At 31.0% G+C, this 229-nt stretch carries 1 protein-coding gene; it reads left to right on the top strand.

What is annotated here, in order from left to right; all coding sequences use genetic code 11:
• Positions 1-229: hypothetical protein (locus ACY2RX_RS15020; protein WP_490104764.1), on the top strand; the 229-nt coding region annotated here is incomplete at both ends.

The following is a 229-nucleotide window of genomic DNA, read 5'->3' as shown; positions in this document are numbered from 1 at the left end:
ATTACGAGTTGTTTTTTCAAGTTTTTGACAATGATGCCGTAAACGGAAGTAAAAAAGCAAAAATTAAAGTGTTTCATTATCGCCAAAAAACAGAGGAAGAAGTTGAGCAAGAATTGCTAGAAGAGCAAAAAAACACCATAAATAATATTGAGAATTCGATTAGCAAACAACAAAAGCAACAGAAAGAATTAGAGAAAGTTCAGAAAGATTTGCAGAGTAAAAAACAGCT

It is taken from the genome of Polaribacter sp. 2405UD43-2, assembly GCF_058147125.1.
Note: the sequence above shows the minus strand (reverse complement) of the source record. Positions and strands in the feature narration are given on the sequence as shown.